Annotated in this window: 14 protein-coding genes; 8 read left to right on the top strand and 6 right to left on the bottom strand. The window is 71.5% G+C overall.

What is annotated here, in order from left to right; all coding sequences use genetic code 11:
- The first annotated feature begins 120 nt into the window (after positions 1-120).
- Entirely contained in the window at positions 121-672 is a 552-nt protein-coding gene (locus LLS1_RS04170) for a YceI family protein (RefSeq protein WP_223360816.1), read from the top strand.
- A gap of 144 nt (positions 673-816) precedes the next feature.
- On the opposite strand, the gene LLS1_RS04165 is transcribed toward LLS1_RS04170, so the two are convergent.
- From LLS1_RS04165 to LLS1_RS04155, 3 genes are all read right to left on the bottom strand, one after another.
- Complete coding sequence (locus LLS1_RS04165; RefSeq protein ID WP_226653735.1) at positions 817-2205, bottom strand: FAD-binding oxidoreductase; 1389 nt, start codon at positions 2203-2205, stop codon at positions 817-819.
- A 100-nt stretch (positions 2206-2305) separates the two neighbouring features.
- Positions 2306-3718 (bottom strand): aspartate aminotransferase family protein, encoded by a 1413-nt coding sequence (locus LLS1_RS04160; protein ID WP_226653734.1) that lies wholly within the window; start codon positions 3716-3718, stop codon positions 2306-2308.
- A 2-nt stretch (positions 3719-3720) separates the two neighbouring features.
- Positions 3721-4203, bottom strand: coding sequence for an Lrp/AsnC family transcriptional regulator (locus LLS1_RS04155; protein ID WP_223360819.1), 483 nt, complete (start codon positions 4201-4203; stop codon positions 3721-3723).
- 89 nt (positions 4204-4292) lie between these two features.
- On the opposite strand from LLS1_RS04155, the gene LLS1_RS04150 reads away from it, so the two are divergent.
- Positions 4293-5723 carry a gamma-aminobutyraldehyde dehydrogenase gene (locus LLS1_RS04150; RefSeq protein WP_223360820.1) on the top strand — a complete coding sequence of 477 codons (1431 nt, stop codon included), beginning with the start codon at positions 4293-4295 and terminating at the stop codon, positions 5721-5723.
- Positions 5724-5811: 88 nt separating this feature from the next.
- Here the strand turns inward: LLS1_RS04150 and LLS1_RS04145 are convergent, their stop codons facing one another.
- From LLS1_RS04145 to LLS1_RS04135, 3 genes are read right to left on the bottom strand one after another with little or no spacing between them, the layout of a single operon-like run.
- Complete coding sequence (locus tag LLS1_RS04145; RefSeq protein ID WP_226653733.1) at positions 5812-7206, bottom strand: aldehyde dehydrogenase family protein; 1395 nt, start codon at positions 7204-7206, stop codon at positions 5812-5814.
- Positions 7203-8369, bottom strand: coding sequence for an acyl-CoA dehydrogenase family protein (locus tag LLS1_RS04140; protein WP_374758234.1), 1167 nt, complete (start codon positions 8367-8369; stop codon positions 7203-7205). The genes LLS1_RS04145 and LLS1_RS04140 overlap by 4 nt, the downstream gene beginning before the upstream one ends.
- Complete coding sequence (locus LLS1_RS04135) at positions 8366-9559, bottom strand: CaiB/BaiF CoA-transferase family protein (RefSeq protein WP_226653732.1); 1194 nt, start codon at positions 9557-9559, stop codon at positions 8366-8368. Before LLS1_RS04135 ends, LLS1_RS04140 begins: the two co-directional genes overlap by 4 nt.
- A gap of 88 nt (positions 9560-9647) precedes the next feature.
- On the opposite strand from LLS1_RS04135, the gene LLS1_RS04130 reads away from it, so the two are divergent.
- From LLS1_RS04130 to LLS1_RS04105, 6 genes are all read left to right on the top strand, one after another.
- Entirely contained in the window at positions 9648-10439 is a 792-nt protein-coding gene (locus tag LLS1_RS04130; RefSeq protein ID WP_226653731.1) for a FadR/GntR family transcriptional regulator, read from the top strand.
- The gene (locus LLS1_RS04125; RefSeq protein WP_226653730.1) at positions 10432-11157 is read left to right on the top strand and encodes a cache domain-containing protein; all 726 of its coding nucleotides are present in this window, start codon (positions 10432-10434) and stop codon (positions 11155-11157) included. The genes LLS1_RS04130 and LLS1_RS04125 overlap by 8 nt, the downstream gene beginning before the upstream one ends.
- A gap of 47 nt (positions 11158-11204) precedes the next feature.
- Positions 11205-12476, top strand: a complete 1272-nt coding sequence (locus LLS1_RS04120) for an FHA domain-containing protein (RefSeq protein ID WP_226653729.1) — start codon at positions 11205-11207, stop codon at positions 12474-12476.
- The gene (locus LLS1_RS04115; protein WP_223360827.1) at positions 12473-13309 is read left to right on the top strand and encodes a PP2C family serine/threonine-protein phosphatase; all 837 of its coding nucleotides are present in this window, start codon (positions 12473-12475) and stop codon (positions 13307-13309) included. Before LLS1_RS04120 ends, LLS1_RS04115 begins: the two co-directional genes overlap by 4 nt.
- A gap of 178 nt (positions 13310-13487) precedes the next feature.
- Complete coding sequence (locus LLS1_RS04110; protein WP_226653728.1) at positions 13488-14915, top strand: serine/threonine-protein kinase; 1428 nt, start codon at positions 13488-13490, stop codon at positions 14913-14915.
- Positions 14912-20860 carry an Ig-like domain-containing protein gene (locus LLS1_RS04105; RefSeq protein ID WP_226653727.1) on the top strand — a complete coding sequence of 1983 codons (5949 nt, stop codon included), beginning with the start codon at positions 14912-14914 and terminating at the stop codon, positions 20858-20860. Before LLS1_RS04110 ends, LLS1_RS04105 begins: the two co-directional genes overlap by 4 nt.
- Positions 20861-20914: the final 54 nt, after the last annotated feature.

Raw genomic sequence — 20914 nt, 5'->3', positions numbered from 1 at the left:
AACTTTTTTGGCAGAATCGGAATAGACCGACGATACATACGCTTGCATGTACTCGAGCGGGGCGAAGCATCGTCCGCCCGCTCCGCAAGCGAGACCACCGATTCTCAAGGAGATCACCGCATGACCATCGACATCCCCGGCTACAAGGCGGGCACCTGGACCATCGACCCCGTGCACAGCGAGGTCGGCTTCAGCATCCGTCACCTCATGATCAGCAAGGTCAAGGGCACGTTCGAGAACTTCGACGCGACCTTCGTGACCGCCGAGAACCCGCTCGAGTCGACCGTCACGGCGAAGGCCGAGGTCGCGTCCGTCAACACCAAGAACCCCGACCGCGACGCGCACCTGCGCACCGGCGACTTCTTCCTCGCCGAGGAGTACCCGACCATCGACTTCGTGTCGACCGGTGTGCGCCACGAGGACGGCGACTTCCTCGTCGACGGCGACCTGACGATCAAGGGCGTGACCAAGCCGGTCACGTTCGAGTTCGACTTCGGCGGCTTCGGCCAGGACCCGTACGGCAACTACAAGGCCGGCGCGACCGCGAAGACGAAGATCAACCGCGAGGACTTCGGCCTCACCTACAACGCGGCGCTCGAGACCGGTGGCGTGCTCCTCGGAGAGGACGTCACCATCACGCTCGAGCTGCAGGCGGTCCTCCAGCAGGCCTGACCTCTCCCGCGCGGAACGGAACCGCCGAGCACGCAGATCCTCTGCGTCCTCGGCGGTTCTTCGTGTTTCGGGGGGCGAAGACTCGGCACGAATGCGGGGAAGCCGCCCGCCGCTCTCGCGACGTTCGTGACGAATCGCGGGGTGTCAGTGACCGATGAGGGGGCCGAGGGCGCGGGCGATGAGGGAGGCGCGGCCGGTGAGGGACTCCTCCAGGTCGGCGCCCTCCATCGCCAGGAGGCCGGCGTTGGCGCCCGCGAACCGGAGCGGCTCGGGCTCCCAGGGTCGTGAGCGGTGGCCCACCCAGGGAAGGGCCGTCAGAGCGGTGGCCCGCCCGGCGATGAGGTCGGCGAGTGTGCGGCCCGCGAGATTGGTGGTGCTCAGTCCGTCGCCGACATAGCCACCCGCCCAGGCCTCCTTGCGCGCGGCGTCGAGGCCGACGCCGGCGTGCCAGTCGCGCGGGACGCCGAGCGGACCGCCCCAGTGGTGGGTGATGCGCGCGCCCGCGGCATCGGGAAAGAGGTCGAAGAGGGTGCGCACCAGGTGGTCGCGCACCGTCTGCGAGCGGTCGTACGCCGGATGGACGGCGCTGCCCAGGTGGTAGCGTGCGCCGCGCCCGCCGAACGCGAACCGATCGTCCGCGGTGCGCTGTCCGTAGACGATGAGGTTACGGAAGTCGGTGAACGTCTGCCCGTGCGCGATCCCGATGCGGTCCCACGTCTCCTCGGAGAGCGGCTCGGTGGCGATCATGAGCGAGTAGAGCGGAAGGATGCGGCGGCCGACCTGCGGCACCTGGGAGCCGTAGCCCTCCGTCGCGTTGACGACGACTCCCGCGCGGACCGTACGCTCCGCGCCGCCCGAGCGGGTCTGGACGACGCCGTCGCGCCACGAGAGCACTTCGGTTCCCTCGGCGATGGTCGCCCCCGCCTCCTCCACGACACGCGCCAGCCCCCGGACGAGCTTGCCGGGGTGGACGCGCGCGCAGTCGGGCGTGTACGTGGCGGCGACCGCGTCGGGGACACCGAATCGCTCGCGCACGGTCGCCGTGCCCCACAGCGCCACCCGGTCGACGCCGAAGCGCTCCGATTCGGCGAACTCCGCGCGCGCGGCGTCCAGTTGCGGACGGGAGCGGGCGAAGGTCACCGTGCCGCCGCGGCGGTAGTCGCAGTCGATGCCCTCGACGTCGGTCACGCGACCGACCTCGTGCACGGTGTCGATCATCGCGCGGCGCTGCGCGACGGCGGCGTCGAAGCCGTAACGCGCCTCCAGTTTCGTCGCCGACCACGGGAAGAGCGCCGAGCACCATCCGCCGTTGCGGCCGGATGCGCCGAACCCGGCGACCTCCTTCTCGAGCAGGACCACCCGCAGGGCCGGGTCGGAGCGCAGGAGGTAGTACGCGGTCCAGAGCCCGGTCAGCCCGGCGCCGACGATGGCGACGTCCGCCTCCACGTCCGCGGTGAGACCGGGCCGGGGCGCGAAGCCGCCCTCGGTGTCGGCGATGGAGTCGAACCAGAAGCCGGTGCTGCGATAGTCCATGGGATCTCCGGGTGTCGGGGGAGGTGCGGATACGGAAGGCGGGCCCGGTCGCCGCTCGCGCGGAGGCCGGACCCGCCTCGTGCAGTCGGGTACTGCGGTCTTACAGGTGGTTGCTCGCCTCGGTCAGCACGGACTCGAGGATCTGGCGGATCTCGACGAACTCGTCGGGACCGATGGTCAGCGGCGGTGCGAGCTGGACGACGGGGTCTCCGCGGTCGTCGGCGCGGCAGTACAGGCCCGCGTCGTACAGCGCCTTGGAGAGGAACCCGCGCAGGAGCCGCTCGGACTCGTCGTCGTCGAAGGTCTCCTTCGTGGCCTTGTCCTTCACCAGCTCGATGCCGAAGAAGTAGCCGTCGCCGCGCACGTCGCCGACGATCGGGAGATCGAGCAGCTTCTCGAGCTCGGCGCGGAAGAGCGGCGAGTTCTCGCGCACGCGGTCGTTCAGGCCCTCCTCCTCGAAGATGTCGAGGTTCTCCATCGCGACCGCGGCCGAGACCGGGTGCCCGCCGAACGTGTAGCCATGGTAGAACGACGTGTTGCCGTGCTTGAACGGCTCGTAGATCTTGTCGCTGATGATCGTCGCGCCGATCGGGGAGTACCCGGAGGTCATCGCCTTGGCACAGGTGATCATGTCGGGCACGTAGCCGTACTGGTCGCAGGCGAACATGTGGCCGATGCGGCCGAAGGCGCAGATGACCTCGTCGCTGACCAGCAGCACGTCGTACTTGTCGCAGATCTCGCGCACGCGCTGGAAGTACCCGGGAGGCGGCGGGAAGCAGCCGCCGGAGTTCTGCACCGGCTCGAGGAAGATCGCTGCGACGGTCTCAGGGCCCTCGAACTGGATCATCTCCTCGATGCGATTGGCCGCCCACACCCCGAAGTCCTCGATGTTGTCGGTCGGGGCGCCCATCTCGCCCGCGCGATAGAAGTTCGTGTTCGGGACGCGGAACCCGCCGGGGGTGAGCGGCTCGAACATCTCCTTCATAGCCGGGATGCCGGTGATCGCGAGCGCACCCTGCGGGGTGCCGTGGTAAGCGACGGAGCGCGAGAGCACCTTGTGCTTGGTCGGGCGCCCCTGCAGTTTCCAGTAGTACTTGGCCAGCTTGAAGGCGGTCTCGACGGCCTCGCCGCCGCCGGTGGAGAAGAAGACGCGGTTAAGGTCGCCGGGCGCGTAGTGCGCGAGCCGGTCCGCGAGCTCGATGGCGTTCGGGTGGGCGTACGACCAGATCGGGAAGAACGCGAGCTGCTCGGCCTGCTTAGCGGCGGCCTCGGCGAGACGCCTGCGACCGTGGCCGGCGTTGACCACGAACAGCCCGGAGAGCCCGTCGATGTAGCGCTTGCCGTGCGAGTCCCAGATGTGATGGCCTTCGCCGCGGGTGATGATCGGCACGCCTGCGCCGTCCTCCATCACCGACTGGCGCGCGAAGTGCATCCAGAGGTGGTCCTTGGCCTTGGCCTGGAGCGTCGCCTCGTCGGAGGTGATCGGCTCGCCGAACGTTTCTACGGTTGTCATGGTTATCGTGTTCCCCAGTTGTAGAACTGTTTGTGGAGTTTGAGATAGACGAACGTCTCGGTCGACAGCACGCCGTCGAGGGATCGGATCTCGGAGTTGAGCATCGTGATGAGGTCGAGGTCGTTCTCGCACACCACCTCGGCCAGGATGTCGTAGGTCCCGGCCGTGAGGACGACGTAGTCGACGGCCGGCATCGCAGCCAGCTTGTCGGCGACCACGCGGGTGTCCCCGGTGACGCGGATCCCGATCATCGCCTGGCGATAGAACCCGAGTTGCATCGGGTCGGTCACGGCCACGATCTGCATCACGCCCGACTCGGTCAGCTTCTGCACGCGCTGGCGGACCGCAGCTTCGCTCAGACCGACGGCCTTGCCGATCTCGGCGTACGACTTGCGGCCGTCCACCTGGAGCTGCTCGATGATCGCCTTGGAGACGTCATCGATCTGCGGAGCCTTCGCGCCGTTCGTTGCCCGAGGGGTACTCATGGAGCGATTCTGTCAGTGGAACTGCTCTCTGGCAAGCGATTCCGCACGTTCCTGGTGCATTCGGTGACGAAATCAGTAGACTCCCGGCCATGACCGAGCTCAGGAACTTCGTGAACGGCACCCACGTCGAGGCGCGCGGGGACGCGACCCTCACTCTGATCGACCCGGCGACGGAGGAGGTCTACGCGAACGCGCCGATCTCCACCGCCGACGACGTCGCCGACGCCTACCGTGCGGCGCAGACCGCGTTCGAGACGTGGGGGGACACGACTCCCGCGGAACGCCAGCTGGCGCTCTTCCGGATCGCGGACGCGATGGAGGAGCGCGCCGAGGAGTTCGCCGACGCGGAGTCGCAGGACACCGGCAAGCCGCGCTCGACCCTGGTCGACGACGAGATCCTGCTCTCGATCGACCAGATCCGCTTCTTCGCCGGTGCAGCGCGCAACCTGGAGGGCCGCTCGGCCGGCGAGTACCTGCGCGATCACACGTCGTTCATCCGGCGTGAGCCGATCGGCGTCGTCGGGCAGGTGACGCCGTGGAACTACCCGCTCAACATGGCGGTGTGGAAGTTCGCCCCCGCACTGGCGGCCGGCAACACGACGGTGCTGAAACCGTCGGACACGACGCCCCTGTCGACCCTGCTGCTGGCCGAGGTCGCCGCCGAGTTCCTCCCGGCCGGAGTGCTCAACGTCGTTCTGGGGGACCGCACCACGGGGGCGGCGATGACGGCCGACCCCATCCCGCAGCTGATCTCGATCACGGGGTCGGTGCGCGCCGGAATGGAGGTCGCGCGGGCAGCCTCGTTCGATCTCAAGCGTGTGCACCTGGAGCTCGGCGGCAAGGCGCCGGTGATCGTGTTCGACGACGCCGACATCCCGAAGGCGGTCGAGGGGATCGTCGCGGCGGGCTACTTCAACGCCGGCCAGGACTGCACCGCCGCGACGCGGCTCCTCGTGCAGACGGGCATCCACGACGAGTTCGTCGCTGCGCTGACCGAGTACGCCCGCGCCAACGCCGTGACCGGCGGGCCCCGGGAGGACGGCGTGCTCTACGGCCCGCTCAACAACGCGAACCAGCTGGCGCAGGTCAGCGGCTTCGTGGACCGGCTCCCGGACCACGCGACGGTCGAGACGGGCGGACGCCGCCAGGGTGACCGCGGCTACTTCTGGGAGGCGACCATCGTGTCGGGCCTGCGGCAGGACGACGAGGCGGTGCAGAACGAGATCTTCGGCCCCGTGCAGACCGTGCAGCGCTTCGCCGACGAGGCGGAGGCCCTGCGCTGGGCGAACGGCGTGCAGTACGGGCTCGCCTCCTCCGTCTGGACGAAGGATCACGGCCGTGCCATGCGGTTCGCCAAGGGGCTCGACTTCGGCTGCGTGTGGATCAACACCCACATCCCGATCGTCGCGGAGATGCCGCACGGCGGCTTCAAGCACTCCGGCTACGGCAAGGATCTCTCGCAGTACGGCTTCGACGACTACACGCGCATCAAGCACGTCATGAGCTACATCGGGGAGTGACGCCGGAGCCCGACGTGCACCGGGGTCACATCCTGCCGCTCCACGCTAGCGGTAGCGGCAGGATGTGACCCCTGCGCCTCCGGGCGGATCAGGACTCGCGGCGCGGGATGCGGAGCGGGTTGCCGTCGCGCAGCTCGGGAGGGAGGACCTCCTGCGGTGCATCCTGATAGGCGATCGGGGTCAGCCAGCGGCGGATCGCGGTCGCGCCGACGGACGTGTGCACGGACGCCGTGGTGGCGGGCCACGCACCGCCGTGATGCTGCGCCCAGCCGATGGCGACCCCGGTGGGCCAGCCGTCGAAGAGCAGCCGCCCGGCGATCTCCGCGAGCCGGGCGGACAGCGCGGCGACGTCCTCGCCCGCCGCGCGATGGATCGTCGCCGTGAGGGATGGCTCGAGAGCGCCGAGAAGGGTATCGAGCTGCCCGGCGCGGTAGCGCACGAGCACGCTGACCGGCCCGAAGCACTCGGTGAGCAGGGCCTCCCGATGCGCGAGGAAGGCCGCGCCGTCCACCAGCGCGAGCGTCGGTGCGGACAGGCTGCCGTCGGCCGGGGCGGCTCGCACGAGCTCGACGCCGGGGAGGGCCCCATAGCCCGCGACCCCGGCCGCGAACGCCGTGCTCATGCCGGCGGTGAGCTGGCGTGACGCGGGGGCGGTGCCGAGCGCCTCCCGCGCCGCGCGCGCGACCTCGCCGCCCTCCGGGAGGAACACCAGCCCGGGCTTGGTGCAGTACTGCCCGGCGTCGCGGGTGAAGGAGGCGACGAGGCCCGCGCCGATCTCCGCCCCGCGCGCCTCGGCCGCGGCCTCGGTCACGACCACCGGATTGATGCTGCCCAGCTCGCCGTAGAACGGGATCGGCGCCGGCCGGGCGGCCGCGAGGTCGAACAGTGCGCGCCCGCCGCGCGCGGAGCCGGTGAAGCCGGCGGCGGCGACGGCGGGATGACGGACCAGCTCAACGCCGGCGTCGAGCCCCTCGACGAGCGAGAGCATCCCGGCGGGGAGCACGGACAGTGCGAGCTCCGTCGTCCGGCGCGAGAGGCGGGGGTGGCCGGGATGGGCTTTCACCACGACCGCGCAGCCGGCCGCCAGGGCCGAAGCGGTGTCGTTGCCGAGAACAGAGAAGGCGAACGGGAAGTTCGACGCGGTGTAGACCGCCACCGGGCCGATCGGGCGCAGCATGCGGCGCAGATCGGGGCGCGGCGGGATCAGCTCGGGGTCGGGGGAGTCGAGCGTGGCCTCGAGGTAGGAGCCCTCGCGTGCGACCCCGGCGAAGAACCGGAGCTGCGCAGCGGTGCGGCTCACCTCGCCGTCGAGGCGGGAGGAGGCGAGCGCGGTCTCCTCGGCGGCGAGGGCGACGAGCCCCTCCCTGTCGGCCTCGAGAGCGTCCGCAAGGGCATCGAGCCATCCCGCGCGCTCGTCGCGGGTGCTGCCGGTGCGCATCGCGGCGGCCGCGGCAACGGCGGCCGTGTCCACGACGCCGCTCACGCGAACGCCGCCAGCCCGGTGAGGGCGCGGCCGAGCACGAGCGTGTGGATCTCGTCGGTGCCCTCATAGGTGCGTACCGACTCGAGGTTGGCCATGTGGCGCATCACCGGGAACGCGCTGGTGATGCCGTCTCCGCCGAGGATGGTGCGCGCCTCCCGTGCGATCGCCAGGGCCTCCCGCACGCTGTTGAGCTTGCCGACGCTGATCTGTGTCGGCGTGAGGCGACCTGCCTCCTTCAGCCGCCCCAGGTGCAGGGCGAGCAGCATCCCCTTCTCGTACTCGACCAGCATGTTCGCCAGCTTCTCCTGGATGAGCTGGGTCGCTCCGATCGGCCGGCCGAACACCTCCCGGGTGGTAGCGCGGGCGACCGAGACCTCGAGACAGTCGCGCGCCGCGCCCATCGCGCCCCACACGATCCCGTAGCGGGCCTCGTTGAGGCACGAGAAGGGGCCTGACAGCCCGCGCGCCCCGGGAAGCTGCGCCGTCGCGGGCACGCGCACCTCGTCGAGCACGACGTCGCACTGCACGGAGGCCCTCATCGAGAGCTTGCCGTCGATCGCGACCGCCGAGAACCCCGGAGTCGCGGTGGTGACGAGGAAGCCGCGTACGCCGTCATCGGTCGCGGCCCAGACCACGGCGACGTCGGCGAGGGCGGCGAGACCGATCCAGCGCTTGGTGCCGGTGATGACCCAGTCTCCGCCGTCGCGCCGTGCCCGGGTGCTCATCGCGGCGGGGTCGCTGCCGCCGTCCGGCTCGGTCAGGGCGAAGCAGCCGATGCGCTCGCCCCGCGCCATCGGGGGCAGCCACTCCGCCTTCTGCTCGGCGGAGCCGAACTTCGAGATGGCGCTCATGGCGAGCGAGCCCTGCACCGAGACGAACGTGCGCCAGCCGCTGTCGGCGGCTTCGAGCTCGTGGCAGACGAGACCGTAGCTGACGGCGCCGGCTCCCGCGCACCCGTCGTCGGTCAAGTGCATGCCCAGGAAGCCGAGGGCGCCCAGCTCGGCGACGAGCTCCCGCCGGAAGTGCTTGTCCTCGAAGTCCTGCTCGATGACCGGGCGGATGCGGTCGGCCGCGAAGGCACGCGCCTTCGCGGCCCAGGAGCGCTCCTCGTCGGAGAGCAGGTGGTCGATGCTGAAGGCCTCGTCGAGGGGGGATATTGTCACGGTCGGTCCTTGTCGTCGATTGCGGATTCGGGTGTCGTGGCTACGGGAGGCTGCTCGTCGCGCCAGTGGGGCTCGTCGGCGCCGAGGAGGGGCGGCGGCGTGCGGTGGGCCGCCGGCGCGGTGTCGAGCCGGATCGGAGTCGCGGGCTGCCGGTTCGTGCGCCCGGTCGCGGGATCCCGCGTCTCGACGACGGGGGCGAGCCCGAGCTCCTCGGCGAAGGCGAACGCCTCCGCCACCGAGTTGACGAGCCCGGCCGGAACCCGAGCGCGTGCGAGAGCGTCGACCCAGTCGGCGGCGGGCCGGGTGGCCAGCGCGGGTTCGAGCAGTGCCCGGAGCGCCGCTCGTTCGCCCACTCTGGCCTCGTTGGTGGCGAAGCGGTCGTCCGCGGCGAGAGCGGGCAGCCCGACGACCTCCGCGAACGCCGCGAACTGTCGGTCCGTGCCGACCGCCACGACGAGCGCTCGGTCGCGCGCGTGGAAGAGCTCGTACGGGGCGATGCTGGGATGCGCGTTGCCGAGCCGCGCGGGCGCGCGCCCGGTCGCCAGGGTGCTGGAGGCTTGATTGCTGAGGGCGGCCAGCAGTGAGCCGAGCAGGTCAACGTCCACGCGTGACCCCCGGCCGGTCTCGTCGCGCGAGCGGAGGGCGAGCAGGATCCCCGCGAGTGCGTTCTGGCCGGTCAGGATGTCGACCAGGGCGACGCCGACCTTGCTCGGCTCACCCTCCGGCGCGCCGGTGATCGACATCAGCCCGCCGACGGCCTGGACCAGCAGGTCGTAGCCCGGGAGGGCGGCACCCGCCTCGCGACCGAATCCCGTGATGGAGCAGTAGACGAGCCCCGGGTTGTCTGCGCGGAGGGATGCCTCGTCGAGCCCGAAGGCCTCCATCACCCCCGGCCGGAAGTTCTCGACCACGACGTCGGCGGTCGAGGCCAGCCGGCGGGCGTCGGCGAGGCCGCCCTCGGTGCGCAGGTCGCAGACGACCGACCGCTTGTTGCGGTTGACCGACGCGAAATACGTGGACTCGCCGGCGTCGTCGACGGGCGGCCGCCAGGCGCGCGTGTCGTCGCCGGCGGGGCTCTCGATCTTCACGACGTCCGCCCCGAAGTCGGCGAGCATCATCGTGGCGTACGGGCCGGCGAGAACGCGGGAGAAGTCCGCGACACGCAGCCCGGCGAGGACTCCGTCGGCCATCAGCGCTCCGTTCCCTCCGGGCGCCTCCGCGCGCCACGATCGCGTATTCATTCTATACCGGATGATTCGATCGGGATATCGTGGGCGGATGACCAGCACCACCGGACCGGCCGCGGCCGCGGCACCCGCCCGCGTCTCGCCCGGGGCACGCGATGCGGTCTTCGCCCAGCTGGCGGACGCCGGGCGCGCCGAGCAGGTGTCTCGGCGCATCGCGGACGCGATCGTGCTGGGCGTGCTCGTGCCGGGGGAGCGCCTCCCGAGCGAGGCCGAACTGGCCAGGCGGTTCGGGGTCGCCCTCGTCACGGCGCGCGAGGGCCTCGGGATGCTGCGGGAGGCGGGGCTGGTCGACACCCGGCGCGGCCGGGACGGCGGGAGCTTCGTGGTCGCACCCCGCGGCGGCGAGGACGTCCTGCTCGCGTCCCGCCTGCGCGGCCTCTCGCAAGTGGAGCTGGCGGATCTGGGTGTGTACATCATGACGATCGCGGCGGGCTGCGCAGACCGCGCGGCCGAACGCGCGACCTCGGCGGATGGGGAGCGCCTGGTCGCGTGGGTCGACGCCGCGTCCTTCGACACCGCCGCCGACGCGCGCCGGAACGCCGGAGGCTTCCTGCTGGAGCTGGCGGTGCTCAGCCAGTCGGCGCGGCTCGTGCGCGAGCAGATCCGCCTCCAGGCCGAGTACGGCCCGCTGCTCTGGATCGGGCTGCAGGACACCGCGCTCCGATCGCGCGTGGTCGGCAGCCTTCGTGCGGCGGCGGAGGCGGTGGCGAGCCGCGAGCGCTCCCGCGCGCGGGAGGCCGTGACGGACCTCATCGGAGCGGTGACGGAGTGGCTCCTCGGCGCCAAGGCGCGCCTGGAGCGGGGCGGGGGGCTCGATGGCTGAGCCGACGCTCACCCCGGGCGAAGCGGCCGAGCGCGTCGGTGCCCTTTTCTCCCGCATCCAGGTGACCCTCGCGGGCTGGCGCGATGCAGTGCTCGCCGTCACTCCCGACCGGCCGACGACGACGGCCCTGGACGCCGCGATCGGAGCGCTCGTGCTTCCGGAACTGGACGCGGCCGACGCGCTCTTCGTCGGCGCAGGATTCATCGCCGCACCCGAGTTGACCGGCACGGACTCCGTCCACTTCTCCTGGTGGCTCGGCCCTCTGGAGGAGAACCCGGTGTACGGCGCCACGACGGGCCCGACCCGTCTGGATCTCACCACACGCTCCTACACCGATTACCTGCGCGACTTCCGGTCCCTCGAGTGGTACCGCGTCCCTCAGTCGACGCATCGGACGCATGTCACCGGTCCGTACGTCGACCACCTCTGCACGTGCGACTACATCGTCACCGTCACCGCCCCGGTCGAGCGGGACGGACGCATGATCGGGGTCGTCGGCGTCGACGTGTTCGTCAAGCGCCTCGAGCGCGACCTGCTGCCGGACCTCCTCGCCACCGGCGTCCCTCTCGTCCTGGTGAACGCCGACGGGCGCGTCCTCGTCTCGACCGAGCCGTCGGTGCTCGCCGGGGCCGCCGTCGCTACGGAACCTGCGGGCGCCACCACTGCGGTCTGCCCTGGGACCCCGTTCCGGCTCCTCCCGGCGGCTACACTCGGATAGGTCGCCGCGGCAGCGGGCCGTCGCGACGACGAAGAAGGGTGCCACGCGTGAGTCCGGATCCGACGTCGGCCGACGCCCGCGGTGCCGACGCCCCCACCGGGTACGTCCGCTACGCGCCCACCGCCGGTCCCTCGCGCTGGCTGCTGATCGCCGGCCGCCGCTTCGTCGCCGCGGTCGAGAGCACCGTCTCGGACGCCATCGTCGACGCCGTCTGGTGGCTGGCCGGGTCCGAGCTCGCCACCATCGAGTCCGTCGTCGGCGCCTTCCCGCTCGCCGGACCCGACAGCGTCCGGTCGTTCGCCGTCGCCGAGATCGGCCGGCCCGGATCGACCGGCGACGTCGTCGTCACGGCGGTCGTGCGCGGGTCCGCCGCGATCGACGTCTTCTCGGTCGGCGGATCCCGCCGGTTCTCAGCCGCCGGGGTGCAGCCGTGGGTCCTCGCCGAGTTCCGCAGTGTGACCGGGCTCGTCCTGCTGGGCGACGACGCCCCCACCGGTCCGGTCGCGCGGCTGTCGATCGGCTCGCTGCCGGTCGGGCTGGGGGTCGTGGACGGCGAGCTGCTCACCTGGTCGCTCTCGCCGATCGAACGGGTCGAACGCAGCGCCGCTCCCGAGCGGAGCGTGACGCCCGGCGGAGCAGGCACCGCCGGCGGCGAAGCCGACCCCGCCGACGGCGAGACGATCATTCCGCAGCGCGGCGCGGGTCTCTTCGGGCATGCGGCGGCGCCCGTGCTCGCGCCCGCGATGCCGTTCGCGGCCACCGGCGGCGAGATCCCGCCGGCCGCCGAGCGGCCCGTCGCACACGAGCTCCCGGGTGCCGTCGACATCGACGAGCCCGGCGTCGCCCTCGACACGCCAGATCTGCTCACCGTGCCCGCGGGGGAGGACGCCCAGCCTCTCACCGGGCCGCGGCTGGTCCCGCCTGCGCCGGCGACCTTCGCCGTCCGGCTGGGGGCGGGGGACACGCTGACGCTCGACACCCCGATCGTGTTCGGCAGGCACCCGGCGGCTCCCCGCGTGGGGAGTGGCGTCCCTCCGCGGCTCGTCGCCGTCGTGTCGGCCACTCAGGAGGTCTCCGGGACGCATGTGCGCATCGAGCAGTCCGGCGGCGCGGTGGTCGTCACCGACCTGCGCTCGACGAACGGCACGCGGGTCACCGCCCCCGGCGGCGCCCGTCTGCGTCTGCGGCCCGGCGAGTCGACGGTGGCGCTGGCAGGGGCGACCGTCGAGATCGGCGACGGTAATATCATCGAGATCACCGCCGCGCCGGGCGGCACCGGGGAGACGGACCGGCACCGAGACGAAGAAGGACGCGAGTGACCCAGATCGGTCGCAGCAACAGGCGCCACACCGTGGCCGTGCCCGGCACGCCGGACGCGCGGATCAGCCTCGCCTGGGCGGCGCTCAGCGACAAGGGGTACCGGAGGAGCGTCAACGAGGACAGCCTCCTCGCCCGGTCGCCGATCTTCGCCGTGGCCGACGGGATGGGCGGCCACACCGCGGGGGACTTCGCCTCGACGGCGGTGGTGACGCGGCTCGCCGAGCAGGTGTCCACCGCGTTCGTGGGCGAGGCCGCGCTCACCGGCGCGCTCCGATCGGCCGTGGACGACATGGGCCGCGGCGTGGGGCACACCGATCTGGGCACCGGGACGACCGTCACCGGGGTCGCCCTCACCCTGGTCGACGGAGCACCCTACTGGCTCGTGTTCAACATCGGCGACTCGCGCGTGTACAGCTACCGTGACGGCACGCTGGAGCAGCTCACCGTCGACCACTCCATCGTGCAGGAGCTGCTCGACGCGGGAGCGATCACGCCCGCGGAGGCCGAGGTCCACCCGCACAGCAACGTCATCACGCGGGCGGTCGGCTTCAACGAGGACCCGGTTCCCGACTTCTTCCTCTTCCCGATCGTCGCGGGCTCCCGACTGCTGGTGTGCTCCGACGGGCTCACGAAGGAACTCACCGAGCACGGGATCCGGTACTTCCTCGGCGAGGGCTCGTCGCCGCTCGATGCGGCCCAGCAGCTCATGGACGCGGCACTGGGCAACGGGGGCCGCGACAACGTGACGGTGGTCGTCGTCGACGTGCTGGCCACCCCCGAGAGCGGCGCGCACCGCGAGGGCGTGTCGCGCCGCGCCGCCCGTCGGCACTGAGCCCGGCGGGCACCCCCGCCATCCGGCCGCCACGTGCGCGCTGGCATGACCCCCGGAGTGGGGGTGCCTGTGGCGCCCGCGGCGTCGTTCGAGGCCCGTAGACGGCCCTGTCCCGCTGCCTACAATTGGGAAACGCTCGCGCGCGGCGGGCGCAGTCGACGCGGAACGGAGGAGCCTCGTGGCCCGGCGCTTGCCGTCCCAGCCGCCGAACCTCCCCGGCTTCTCCTACGTCCGGGTGCTCGGGTCCGGCGGTTTCGCGGACGTGTTCATGTACGAGCAGAACCTTCCGCGCCGCCAGGTCGCCGTGAAGGTCATGCTCGCCGAGGTCGTCACCAGCCAGGTCAAGCAGATGTTCCAGGCCGAGGCGAACCTGATGGCGCAGCTCAGCACCCACCCGTCCATCCTGACCGTGTACCAGGCCGGGGTGTCGGGGGACGGCCGCCCGTACCTGGTCATGGAGCTCTGCTCGTCGGCCATCGGTCAGCGGTACCGCATGGAGCCGCTGTCCGTGGCGGAAGCGCTGAGCGTCGGCGTGCGCATCGCGAGCGCGGTCGAGACGGCACACCGTGCCGGAGTGCTGCACCGCGACATCAAGCCGTCGAACATCCTGACGACGGCGTACGGCCATCCCGTGCTGAGCGACTTCGGGATCGCCGCCACGCTCAGCGAGGCCGACGTCACCGAGGCCGTCGGTCTCTCGGTCCCGTGGTCGGCGCCCGAGGTGCTGCTTGACGAGACCAGCGGCACGATCGCGAGCGAGGTCTGGTCACTCGGGGCGACTGTGTACTCGTTGATCGCCGGGCGGTCCCCGTTCGAGGTGGCGGGCAAGGAGAACACCTCCGCCGAGCTGATCCACCGCATCACCAAGGGCCGCCCTCAGCCCCTCGAGCGAGCCGACATCCCGCCCCGGCTGGAGCAGGTCCTCCTCCGCTCGATGGCGCGGCGGCCGTCACAGCGCCAGCGGTCGGTGCTCGAGTTCATCCGCGAGCTGCAGGCGGTGGAGGCGGAGCTCGGGCTCCCGCAGACGCCGATCGAGGTCGCGACGGACGAGTGGGCGGTCGCGGCCGCCGCCGACACGGAGGATCGCACCCGCGTGACGGGCGTCGTCGCCGTCGATCCGGCCGGGTCGATGCGCCGCAGGCGCCGCGTCCCCGCTCCGCCCGCTCCGGGCCGTGCCCCGACGCGCACGATCGTGCGCGAGAGCGGGAGCGCGCCCGGGACCGGGCCCGTGGCGCCCGCGCGCGCCCCGCGCGCACTCGTCTACTCCCTGGTGGCGTGCGCGGTGCTCGTCGTCGTTCTGGGCGTGACGGCCTCGATCGTCCTCGTGCGGGCCGGCGCGCCGGACGACATCCCGGTCGTCCGCGATCTCAGCGGCCAGGTCGCCGGGAGCACGATCGTCTTCCGTTGGTCGGACCCGGGCGTGCAGTCCGGTGACGTCTATCAGGTGGCGGTCGACGACGCGCCGCCGGCGAGCCAGCGCTCGACCGAGTTCCGGGTGGATGCGCGCGCCGGCCAGACCGTGTGCGCCACGGTGACCGTGAACCGCGACGGGAAGACCGGAGCGCCGAGCGGCCGTAAGTGCGTGGAGCGGAGCGACGGTCCGTGAGTAGGCTCGGGGCCGTCTGGGCGTGGGTCGCGACCCACAAGTCGATCGCCGCGACCGCGGTGAGCGGCACAGCGGTCGCCGCGCTCGTCACCACCCTCGCCGTCGTCTCCGGCGGGTACAGCGCACAGCAGCTGCGGCTCGACGACGCGTCGGTGTGGGTCGCGAGCGACGCGAAGAAGTCGATCGGGCGCGCGAACACCGAGATCGACAAGCTCAACTCGGTCGTGGCCGGCACGGGCGAGGCGCTGGAGGTGGTGCAGGACGGCGAGAACGTGCTCCTCATCGACCGCGAGGCCAACACGGTCGCGGTCGTCGACCCCGCGACCGCGGAAGCCGGCAAGTCGGTCGCGCTCCCGCCGCGAGCCCCCGAGGTCTTCCTCGCCGGAGACCGGGTGGCGCTCCTCTCGCAGACCACCGGCCAGCTGTGGCTGACGACGGTCGGGCAGTTGGACCAGTTCAATTCGGGATCGGCGGCGACGGTCGATCTGGGCGGCCGGACCGTCGCCGCGATGGACCCCGACGGCGCGCTCGTGACCTACCAGCCGTCGACGCGCTCCGTGGTGCGGATCGCGCTGAGCGGCAGCGAGCCCTCGACCACCACGACGAAGGTCGCCACGCGCGGGGACGGGGTGAACGTCTCCCTCACGACTGTGGCCGGGCACTGGGCGCTGCTGGACCCGGACGAGCGCCGCCTGTGGCTCGACGGGCGGTCTGTCGGTCTGTTGCCGGAGCTCGGCGACGGCTCCGACCCCGTGCTGCAGCAGCCGTCGCCGAGCGGGACCGCCGTATGGATCGGGACGACCAGCGGCGTCGTCCGGGTGCCGCTCGACGGAAGCGCGACGACGACGCCGTTCCGGACCGCCTCGGGCGCGGCCGCCGCGCCGGTGACCGTCGCGGGCTGCACGTACGCGGGCTGGAACAGCGGCATCGCCTGGCGCTCCTGCGATGCGGGGGGTTCGGGCGAGCGGTCGTCGCTGGCCACGGTTCCGGCGGGCGCGACCCTGGCTTTCCGCACCAACCGCGACCGAGTCGTCCTGAACGACACACGGTCCGGCGTCTCGTGGGCGGTGCAGAGCGGCAACACCCGCATCGACAACTGGGACGAGCTGGTCGCCACGAAGACCACGAAGGAGCTCGTCGACCAGTCGAAGCAGGACACGACCCCCCAGTACGAGAAGCAGGAGCAGCCTCCCGTCGCGGTCGACGACCAGTTCGGCGCGCGCCCGGGCCGGGTGACGTCGCTGCCGGTGCTGCTCAACGACTACGACCCCAACGGCGACGTGCTGACGATCGACTCCTTCACGGCCATCCCGGACGAGCAGGGCACCATCGAGCTGACCAACGCCGACCAGCAGCTGCAGATCTCGTTGCCCGAGACGGCGACCGGGTCGATCGCCTTCGACTACACGATCTCGGACGGTCGCGGAGGCACGGCGACGGCCCATGTCGTGGTGACGGTGCGTCAACCGCAGGAGAACTCGCCGCCGGTGTGCGTGCGCACGGCGAAGGCCGTGGTGCAGAGCGGAGGCCGCGTGACGACGGGCGTCCTGGGCGACTGCTACGACCCCGACGGCGACTCGTTCTATCTCGCCGGGGCCGCCGTGCCCCTGCCCGATACGGTCACGTTCACCCCGCAGGGCCAGGTGGCCTTCTCGGACCACGGCGACGGCGGGGACCTCACAGACGTCGCCCTGACTCTCTCCGACGGCCGGTCCGAGGGAACCGGCCTGCTCGCGGTGACCGTGCGCCCGCCCGGGCAGGTGCCCATCATCGCCGACCCCTTCGCCGTGCTGACCTACGAAGGCCAGGAGGTCGCCATCCGGCCGCTCGACCACGTGCGCGGGGGCAACGGCACCGTCCGGCTCGCCACGGTGCCGACGAAGGCCGACGCGACCATCACGCCGGACTACCAGGGCGGGACCTTCCGCTTCGAGTCCGATCAGCCGGGAACGCACAACATCGAGTATTCGGTGACGGACGGCGTGGTCACCACGACCGGCGTCGTGCGCGTCGAGGTCAAGGCTCCCCCCGGTGCGAAGACGGCGCCCATCGCCGTACCGCACACCGCGTTCATCCGGGAGCAGTCGACCCAGGATGTGGACGTGCTGTCCACCGACATCGACCCGTCCGGCGGCGTGCTGCTCGTCACGGGCGTCACGGAGCCGGACGCCTCCACGGGCGTGCACGTGCAGGTGCTGCAGCAGCGGACCCTGCGGGTCACCCTCGGGCGGCCGCTGGGCGGCCCCGTGGACTTCCACTACCGGCTGAGCAACGGCCTCGCCGAGACGTCGGGGACGGTCACCGTCGTGCAGCTCCCGCCGCTCACGGTCCACCAGCCGCCCATCGCCGCGCCGGACTCCGTCTCGGTGCGCGTCGGCGACGTGGTCGACATCCCGGTGCTCGCGAACGACGTGCAGCCGGACGGGGACAAGCTGACCCTCGATCCTGCGCTCGCCTCGCCACTGCCTGCGGGCGCCGGTCTGCTGTTCGCGAGCGGCGACCACCTGCGCTACCTGGCTCCGACGCGTCCCGGCAACTACACCGCCGCGTACAAGGTGGTCGGCGAAGACGGCCAGTGGGCGACGGCCGACGTCACGATCGCGGTGCGCGAGCGCGATGCCGCGACCAACAACCCACCCGTGCCCAAGACGGTCACGGCCCGGGTGCTCGCGGGGGACGTGGTGCGCATCACCATCCCGCTCTCGGGGATCGACCCCGACGGCGACTCTGTGCAGTTCGTGGGGCAGGAGACGAACCCGCAGAAGGGCGCGGTGATCGCCTCCGGCGCCGACTGGATGGACTTCCAGGCGGGGGACTATGCGGCCGGGACCGACACCTTCACGTATGCCGTCGTCGATGCGCTCGGCGCGCGGGCGACGGGCACGGTCCGCGTCGGTATCGCCGCGCGGGCCGAGGGCGCGCGCAACCCCGTGGCCGTCGAGGACGACGTCACGACCCGACCGGGGAAGACGCTCAGCGTGCAGGTCCTGGCGAACGACAGCGACCCGGACGGCAGCCCGCTCTCCGTCACGGGGGTCTCGTCCCTCGACGGCGGCGCCAAAGCGAAAGTCAGCGGAGACATCGTCGTCGTGACCGCACCGCAGAAGCAAGGCGTGTACGGCTTCCTCTACACGATCCAGAACGAGCGCGGCGGCACGAGCCAGGCCTTCCTGCGGGTCACCGTCGACGCGAACGCGCCGCCCGCCCGTCCGATCGTCGAGGACACGACGCTCGGCCTCTCCGACATCCTCGGCAAAGACCACGTCGACGTGAACGTGCTCGCCAACGTCTTCTTCGCCGACGGAGCCGTCTCCAGTCTCCGGCTGTCCGTGGTGCCCGGATACGGCGACAGCGCTCAGATAACGGCGGCGAAGCGGGTGCGGGTGACGATCGGCGCGAAGAGCCAGATCGTGCCGTTCGCGGTCGCGAACCCGGAGGACCCCTCCATCGTGGCCTACGGCTTCGTGCACGTGCCGGGCTACGACGACGCCCTGCCGCAGGTGAAGCGCGGCGCGGCGAAGCTCTCGGTGGTCAGCGAGAAGACGCTCACCATCCACCTCAACGACTACATCGTCGCGGTCGGCGGCCGGAAGGTCCGTCTGACGGACGCCGCGACCGTCCGCGCCACTCACGCCAACGGCGATGACCTGGTCGTGAGCGGGGACACGCTGCAGTACACATCGACGTCGCGCTACTTCGGGCCCGCCTCCATCTCGTTCCAGGTGACGGACGGGTCGAGCGCCACCGATCCGTCGGGCAACGTCGCCACCATCGTGCTCCCGATCGAGGTGACACCGCGCGAGAACCAGCCGCCGGTCTTCACCGGCGCGCTCATCGACTTCGAGCCCGGCCAGAGCAAGACGATCGACCTCACCAAGCTCACCAGATATCCCTACGCGAAGGACCAGGGCGAGCTCGTCTACCGGGTGCAGGATCCTCAGCCCGCCGGAGTCTCGACGTCGCTCTCGGGGCAGAAGCTCACGATCACCGTCTCGGCGGGGACGCAGAAGGGAGCGACCCCGTCGCTCGCCATCGGAGTCAAGGACGCGGTGAACGCCGGCCAGGCGGGCAGGGTCGACATCAACGTCGTGCCGTCGACGCGCCCGCTCGCGAGCCCGCAGGCCGATCGCGTCGTCGCCCCGCGCGGGCAGACCACGCAGGTCGACGTGCTGGCCAACGACGCCGCGACGAACCCGTTCCCGGGCAAGCCGCTGCGTGTGCTCGCCGTGCGCGGACTCGGGGGGAGCCTTCCCGACGGCGTGAGCATCACACCGAGCGCCGACAGCTCGACCCTCTCCGTCAGCGTCTCGGCGACGGCGGCCCCGGCGGACACGACCCTCCAGTACGAGGTCGCGGACGCGACGGGCGATCCCGATCGGTACACCTGGGGAACCATCACGATCTCGGTGCAGGACCGCCCCGCGCCGGTGGCGAACGTGCAGATCGCGGCGATCGGTGATCGCAGCCTCACGCTGAGCTGGATCCCGGGAGCGTTCAACAACTCGCCGATCACCGGATTCGACGTCGCGATGACAGCGGCCGCGAGTGGGACGACGCTCTCCACGACGAGCTGCACCACGACCTCCTGCGCGATCCAGACCCCGGGCAACGGCCCGGACAATGCGGTGCGGCTCAGCGTCAGGGCGCGCAACGCGCTCGGTCTCTCCGACCCGACACCGTACGCGGAGGCGACCTGGTCGGACGTCGTCCCGAATGCGCCGGCCTCCGTCGCATCGACCCCGCTCGACAGAGGGCTCCGCGTCACCTGGACCAAGCCGGCGAACGCCGCGGGGGCGAGTCCGATCACGTCGTATCTGGTGACCGTCGGGGGAGTCACGAGCTCGCTGCTCGTCGCCGGCGCCGACCCTGTCGGCACCGCGTACTCGATCAACGTCTCGGACGCGACGCTCGCCAACGGGGTCTCCGTCGGCTTCACCGTGGCGTCGCGCAACGAGTTCTACCAGGGCCGCACCACCTGGAATCAGACACAGTCGAGCGGTGTGCCCGCCGGCGCGCCGGTGACCACCGGAGCGGCGCCCGTGGCCTCCCCGGACACCTCGGACGGCCGCACCGCGACGCTGAGCTGGCCGAGCGTGTTCGGGGACAACGGCAAAGCCATCACGTCGTACTTCGCGGGGGTATTCCAGGGCGGAGCCCAGCCGTCGTGCTCCGTCAGCGGCGTGGAGAACGGCAACCCGGTCCTGAAGACCGATCCGCTCTCCGGATCCTTCCAGCGGGTGCAGGGGGGCAGCGCGACCTTCTCCAACCTGCAGCCGAATCAGCCATACGACTTCGTCGTGTACGCGTACAACGGACAAGGCTGCACGGCGAGCGCGGTCGTCTCCGCGACCCCGCGGCGCGCTCCGGGGCAGGTCTCGGGGGTCTCGGTGGATGCGACGCTCCAGCCGAGCGCGCAGGGCCTCTTCGATTTCTCGGTGAACGGCGTCTCCTACAGCGCGGGAAGCGGATCGACTTCGTCGGTGACGTACACGCTGACGTCGGGCGGGAGCGCCGTCGACAGCGGGACGCTGAGCGGCTCGAACCCGACGAGCGGCATCGTCGCGGGCGGCAACGGACAGCATTACGGCATGGATCTCGCGATCACCATCACACGGATCTGCGAGACGTACCCGGACGGCTCCCAGCTCTGCACCACCCAGGATCCGAACAGCTTCCCGCTCGGCGTCGCCGTGAGCACGGTGATCGGCGGCCAGCGCTACGACGCCACGACCCGCACGTTCACCTGGACCTCCTGGCCGACGGGCCCGGGCTACGCGGCGGTGCAGTACAGCTGCGGAGGGGCCGCCACCGACATGCCGGCGGCCGGCCAGACGGCGAGCTGCGTCGCACCGGAGGGCGACCCCGACCCGCAGCTCGTGATCGCGGTCACCCGCACGGCAGGCGACACGTACAGCACGCCCTATCGGTCTTCGGGGATGCAATGAGCCGCGACAGGCATACTGATCTCCGGACCGCGTGGCTGCGGCCGACCCGCCGAA

Origin of the sequence: Leifsonia sp. LS1, from assembly GCF_020521355.1 — a bacterium.
Classification (GTDB): Bacteria; Actinomycetota; Actinomycetes; order Actinomycetales; family Microbacteriaceae; genus Leifsonia.
This window is presented reverse-complemented; position numbering and strand designations above follow the sequence as displayed.